This window comes from Flavobacterium johnsoniae (assembly GCF_030388325.1).
Taxonomy (GTDB): Bacteria; Bacteroidota; Bacteroidia; order Flavobacteriales; family Flavobacteriaceae; genus Flavobacterium; species Flavobacterium johnsoniae_C.
In genome coordinates this window covers 5,318,537-5,324,536 of record NZ_CP103794.1, presented here as the reverse complement: position 1 = coordinate 5,324,536, position 6,000 = coordinate 5,318,537, and the positions used below count along the sequence as shown (strand labels likewise).

At 31.4% G+C, this 6,000-nt stretch carries 7 protein-coding genes; 3 read left to right on the top strand and 4 right to left on the bottom strand.

Annotation, left to right across the window (positions count from 1 at the left end):
- Positions 1 to 188 precede the first annotated feature (188 nt).
- Positions 189 to 593: an acyl-CoA thioesterase gene (locus NYQ10_RS22515; RefSeq protein ID WP_276172414.1), complete on the top strand. Its 405-nt coding sequence runs from the start codon at positions 189 to 191 to the stop codon at positions 591 to 593.
- Between the two features lie 31 nt (positions 594 to 624).
- Here the strand turns inward: NYQ10_RS22515 and NYQ10_RS22510 are convergent, their stop codons facing one another.
- The 3 genes from NYQ10_RS22510 to ribD form a co-directional block, all read right to left on the bottom strand.
- On the bottom strand, positions 625 to 1,257 hold the full coding sequence (locus NYQ10_RS22510; protein ID WP_289878354.1) for an IMPACT family protein: 633 nt from the start codon (positions 1,255 to 1,257) through the stop codon (positions 625 to 627).
- Positions 1,258 to 1,386: 129 nt separating this feature from the next.
- Complete coding sequence (locus NYQ10_RS22505) at positions 1,387 to 1,989, bottom strand: HAD family hydrolase (protein ID WP_289878353.1); 603 nt, start codon at positions 1,987 to 1,989, stop codon at positions 1,387 to 1,389.
- Entirely contained in the window at positions 1,982 to 3,031 is a 1,050-nt protein-coding gene (ribD, locus tag NYQ10_RS22500; protein ID WP_289878352.1) for a bifunctional diaminohydroxyphosphoribosylaminopyrimidine deaminase/5-amino-6-(5-phosphoribosylamino)uracil reductase RibD, read from the bottom strand. The genes NYQ10_RS22505 and ribD overlap by 8 nt, the downstream gene beginning before the upstream one ends.
- 129 nt (positions 3,032 to 3,160) lie before the next feature.
- On the opposite strand from ribD, the gene NYQ10_RS22495 reads away from it, so the two are divergent.
- A complete protein-coding gene (locus NYQ10_RS22495) occupies positions 3,161 to 3,646 on the top strand; it encodes a GNAT family N-acetyltransferase (RefSeq protein WP_289878351.1) in 486 nt (161 codons plus the stop codon).
- 75 nt (positions 3,647 to 3,721) lie between these two features.
- A complete protein-coding gene (gene prmC / locus NYQ10_RS22490) occupies positions 3,722 to 4,591 on the top strand; it encodes a peptide chain release factor N(5)-glutamine methyltransferase (protein WP_436836309.1) in 870 nt (289 codons plus the stop codon).
- Positions 4,592 to 4,659: 68 nt separating this feature from the next.
- Here prmC and NYQ10_RS22485 read toward each other — a convergent pair whose 3' ends face one another.
- Positions 4,660 to 5,904: an ABC transporter permease gene (locus tag NYQ10_RS22485; RefSeq protein ID WP_289878347.1), complete on the bottom strand. Its 1,245-nt coding sequence runs from the start codon at positions 5,902 to 5,904 to the stop codon at positions 4,660 to 4,662.
- Positions 5,905 to 6,000: the final 96 nt, after the last annotated feature.

The following is a 6,000-nucleotide window of genomic DNA, read 5'->3' as shown; positions in this document are numbered from 1 at the left end:
AGATTCAGATAAATTTTTTATTATTGTTATAAAGATTCTCCTAATAAATAAGGAGCAATTTTATTCCGTATTTCGGGATAACAAATATGTGAACAAATTTCTGTAAAAAAAAATATTTTGGTATCTAATTTTATAAAAAAAAGTTGTAAAGAGGCTTTTTAAATTTGAATTTTTTTAATATTTTATCAATGAAAAATCATCAGACTCAAGTGCGAGTTCGTTACTCCGAAACTGACCAAATGGGAGTCGTTTATCACGGAAATTATGTGCCTTATTTTGAAATAGGACGTGTGGAATGGCTTAGAAATAAAGGGGTTTCGTATAAAAGCATGGAAGAAAGCGGAATTGGACTTCCAATTGTGAACATGAATATAAGTTACAAAAAATCGGCGAGATATGACGAACTTTTAACAATTCATACCACTTTTAAAAGTCACTCTTCTGTTAAGATTGAATTTGATTGCGCAATCTATAATGAGGCAAATGAGTTATTAACAACTGCGACGTTTATTTTAGTATTTGTTGCGTTAAAAACAGGTCGTCCAACTGCTCCTCCAGATTATATTTTGGAAATATTTAAATCGCTTGAATAATTGTTAAAATGAATATGATTTTGATGTTAATTTATATTAATTTAATATCAATTTCGAACATTAAATCAAAAATGCTGAACACCGTTTCGGCATTTTTTTTTCGTGTTTTTGTCACAATTTTTCCAATTGGTAAACCTGAAATCTCATCCATTTCCATTTCTTGTGATGTGATTTCCAGTTTTTTTTCTTTGATAACTCTCATCACTTTATTCATGTTTTTGTAATCAAAAGAAATTAAAAATTCAACATCTATTGTTTTTTCAACAATTTCGCAAACATCTAGTGTCATTTGAGCTGTTGTTCTATAAGCCGAAATTAAACCGCCTACACCTAATTTTACTCCTCCAAAAATTCGAACGACTACAACAAGAACGTTAGTTAATCCGAAAGATTGTATTTGTCCGTAAATTGGTGCGCCTGCTGTATTGCTGGGTTCTCCATCATCATTGGCGCGGTAAGAAATTTTATTTCCAACTCCCAATTGATAGGCATAACAATAATGCACAGCATGCGGATGCAGTTTTTTAAGGTCCTCTATAATTGGTTTTACTTCATCTTCATGATCTATCGGAAATGCATAGCCAAAGAATTTGCTGCCTTTTTCCTTAAACAGTATTTCTTCAGATGCAGTTGCAATAGTTTGATATGTATCGTTAATTTCCAAATGTTAAGCTTTAAAGTTTTTTTTAGCCACAGATTAAAAAGGATTAAAAGAATTTTTCTTCTCTTTGAGAGAAATCTGTGTAAATCCTTTTAATCTGTGGCTAAATGTTTTTTTTAAGAAAGTGTGGATTTATAATAATCCTTTATTAAATAAATCTACAACATCTTCTTTTCCAACTTGTAGATTCCAAATTTTTATTCCTAAAGCCGCTGCGCTGTCTGTATTTTCTTTTTTGTCATCAACAAATAAAGTATTTTCAGCAGTCAGATTATTTTCTTCTAGAACAAATTCATAAATTTTTGGATCTGGTTTTCTCATTCCGATATCAAATGAGAAATATACTTTTTCAAAACAATTGTAAAAATCTTTATAGAAAGAAACGCCACTTTTTTGTTCAAAAGTGTTGATATGAATAGAATCGGTATTGCTTAATAAAAACAAACGATATTTTGTGGCTAATTCTTGAAGGAATTCCAAACGATAAAAAGGAAAATCGGCTAAAATAGCATTCCAAGCTTTTAAGATTTCTTCTTTTGAAGCATTTGGCAATTGTTTTTGAAAACCGCCAACGAAATCTTCGGGTGAAATTGATCCAATTTCAAAAGAAAGATTCAATTGATTCAATTCATTATTCCATTCTTTCATTCCTAATTTTTCTAAACCAGAAATTGTGGCAGGTTTGTCTAAATTGATAAAAATATCTCCAAAGTCAAAAATTATTGCGTCAATCATAATTCTTAAATTGTATTAATTCGTCTCTTAAAATATTGGTTTTTATACTGTTTTTTCTTGATATAATCGGAGCTTTTGTTCCTGTATGAAAACTTGTTTTTCCGATAAAAATTCGAGCTTCATCCCAAAGATTTTCATCAATAAAAGATTGAAGCGTTTGTCTTCCGCCTTCAATTATTATCGATTGAATTTGATTTTTATACAAAACATCTAAAATCTGCGGAACTATATTTTGTTTAAAATCAATTACTTCAAATGAAGTATTTTCTGTTGATGATTTTAAATTGTCATTCGAAAAAACAATCGTTTTAACAGAATCATCAAAAACGAAACTATTCTTATCAATTCTATTATTTCGATCAATAATTACTCGTGCAGGATTATTTCCGTCCCAATCTCTAGCATTCAATTTCGGATTATCATCTACAACAGTTTGAGTGCCAACCAAAATAGCTTGTTCTTCGGTTCTCCATTTATGAACTAATTGTCTAGAATATTGATTTGTAATCCAGATTGGTTTTCGGTCTTGATCGGAAACTTTTTCAGGAGACAAAAATCCGTCTTGGCTTTCTGCCCATTTCAGAATAATATAAGGTCTCTTTTTTTGATGAAAAGTAAAAAAACGTTTATTCAATTCGTTGCATTCCTTTTCTAAAACACCAACCGTAACATTTGCTCCGGCTTCAATAAGTTTTAAAATTCCTTTTCCAGCCACTTTTTCATTAGGATCAACCGTTCCGACAACTACATTCGGAATTTCATTAGCAATAATCAAATCACAGCAAGGAGGTGTTTTTCCGAAATGACTGCAAGGTTCTAAACTTACATAAATTGTAGCCTTTTTTAAAAGAGATTTGTCTTTTACAGAACGAACAGCATTGACTTCTGCGTGTGGTTCTCCAGCTTTTTTATGCCAACCTTCGCCAATAATCTGGCTTTCGTAAACAATTACGCTTCCAACCATTGGGTTTGGGTGCGTTGTTCCAAGTCCATTTTGTGCTAGTTCGATGCAGCGTTTTATGTATTTTTCATGTATATTCACGTTACAAAAGTAATTATTTTTGAAGTTTTTGTCTAATGTTTGAGGTTAAGTTGTGAAACAATCCAAATAGTTATGATACTATCGAAAAAGTATTTTTATTTTTGTAAAGATAAAGACCGAAAAGGAAAAATGAAAAATTGGATTATCAGAAAAATTAAAAAAGAAGACAATCAAGCTATAGCGAGTTTAATAAGATCAGTTTTTGATGAAATGGAAATTCCTAAAGTGGGAACAGCTTATGAGGATCCTTATTTGGATTTGATGTTTGAAGAATACAGTAAACAAAATTCAGTGTATTTTGTTGTTGAAAATGATGGTGAAATTGTAGGATGTGCCGGAATTGCACCTCTAGAAAACGGAGATCCGAAAATCTGCGAATTGCAAAAAATGTATTTTCTTCCTAAAACAAGAGGTTTGGGAATTGGAAGCAAATTAATGGAAAAATGCTTAGATCAAGCTAGAGAATTTGGTTTTGAAAAATGTTATATAGAAACGATGCCTTTTATGCATGCTGCTCAAAAGTTGTATAAAAAATCGGGTTTTGAATATTTAGACGCTCCGTTAGGATCAACTGGGCATAGTTCATGTCCTGTATGGATGTTGAAGGTTTTATAGTTAAAGTTTGTAACAAATCTTAATGAGGAAGACTTATGGAAAGATTAAATCAGTTTTTGAAACTGATGAAATAATATTCAAAAAATTAAAATGAAAATCAAACAATACCGCACTCAATTTATTAAAGAATTATCGCCTTTTTACGATGCGTACGAAGCGGAAAGTTTTTTTTATTTGATTTTAGAAGATAGGCATAAACTTCGTCAGATTGATTTGGCATTAAATCACGAATTGGCTTTTGAGGAAAATGATTTCATTATGTGGGATGAACTTGTAAATCATCTCAAAAATGAAGTTCCAATTCAGTATTTATTAGGAAAAACAAATTTTTATGGTTTAGATTTTGAAGTAAATGAAAATGTTTTAATTCCGAGACCAGAAACAGAAGAATTGGTAGAATGGATTATTAACGAAAACGCGAGCCCAGAAAAATCTAAAAAGATAAAAATTTTAGATATCGGAACCGGAAGCGGCTGTATCGCAATTTCTTTAGCAAAAAATCTTCCAAATGCAGAAGTTGTGGCGATTGATGTTTCTAAAAAAGCGATCGAAACCGCGAAAAGAAATGCTGTAAGAAACAACGTTGATGTGACTTTTGTGTTGCAGGATATTCTAAAAGAAGAAGAATTACGATGCCAGTTTGATATTATTGTTTCAAATCCGCCTTATGTGCGTAATTTAGAGAAAGTCGAAATCAAGAAAAATGTTCTAGATTACGAACCACATTTAGCACTTTTTGTTGAAGATAATGATGCATTGATTTTTTATAGAAAAATTGCTTCCTTGGCAAAAAAAGCACTTTTAGGAAAAGGAAAATTATATTTTGAAATCAATCAATATCTTGGAAAAGAAATGATTGAATTACTTCAAAATATGAATTTCAATAATGTAGAACTTCGAAAAGATATTTACGATAACGACAGAATGCTTAAAGGGAATATTTAAAGTTTTCAGTCGCAGTTTTCAGTCTCAGGCACAACTGAAAACTGTGACTGAGACTGAAAACTAAAAAATTATTCATAACGAAGTGCTTCAATCGGATCTAATTTAGAAGCTTTAATTGCTGGATAAAGACCAGAAACCAAAGCAACACAAAAACTAGTTGCAAAAGCGGCAAAAATTGCCATCCACGGAATTACAAATGAAAAACTCATAGCGGCGGCAATTGCAAAACCAAGAAGTATTCCGAGAACTATCCCGACCAAACCGCCAATTTGTCCAATCAACAAAGTTTCAATAAAAAACTGAAAAGCAACAGTTGTTCTTTTGGCTCCTAATGCTTTACGAACACCAATTTCGCGCGTACGTTCTGTAACCGAAACAATCATAATATTCATTAAAGCAATTGAAGATCCAAGAATCGTAATAATGCTTATAATCCATGCTGCCCATCCTAAATATTGTGTAATTCCAAGAATACGATTAATTAAATCATCACTTCGAACAACTCCGAAATTATTGTCACGAACAGGACTTAATTTACGAACTCTACGCATTGTACTTGTCGCGTTGTCAATGGCTTGGTCTAAAACTTCTTTTTTAGAAACCATGACACTTATTGTGTAATTAATATTTGGCGCAGTGAATAAAGATCTTCCTACCTGAATCGGAATTAAGACACGTAAATCCTGACTGTTTCCAAACGTTGATCCTTTTTCTTTTAAAACTCCAATTACTTTAAATCTTGCACCTCGAATAGAAATTACTTTATCAATTGGATTAATGTCTTTCAGAAGTCCTTTTTCAAAGTCAGAACCAACGATGCAAGAATACGTATTGTTGTCAATATCAAACTGGTTAAAACTTCTTCCTAAACTAGTTTCTAAACCAGAATTGGTAATAAAATGTTCGTCAACACCAACAATTGTAATTTCAGGATCTGTTTTTTCTCCTAAATATTTTACTTCTGCAGTTGAAGTTGCTGTAAATGATAGAGAAGTTTCGGTAAAAGGATATTTGTATTTGTTTTTGAAAGCAACAGCTTCAGGATAAGAAATAATCGGATTGATAACTTCTCTTTCGTTTCCGCCACGGTTACGTACTTTATTTTCGTATTGATTAATGTTGAAAGTATTGGCTCCCATCGATGCAAAATCGCTAGAAATAGTGTTTTCCAAAGCAGAAACCACAGTAAGAATTCCAACCAAAGCGGTAATACCTATTGCGATAATTAAAACGGTAAGAATAGTTCGCAAAATTTGCGTTTTGATAGAACCAAACGCTATTCGGATATTTTCTTTAAATAATTTTAGCATCATGACCAATTTGTCACGAAAATACGTTTTTTGTTACAAGTTTGTTTTCGAACTGCTATTATTTATTTTAAAAAGTAAGATATTTGCAGACTTAAATTA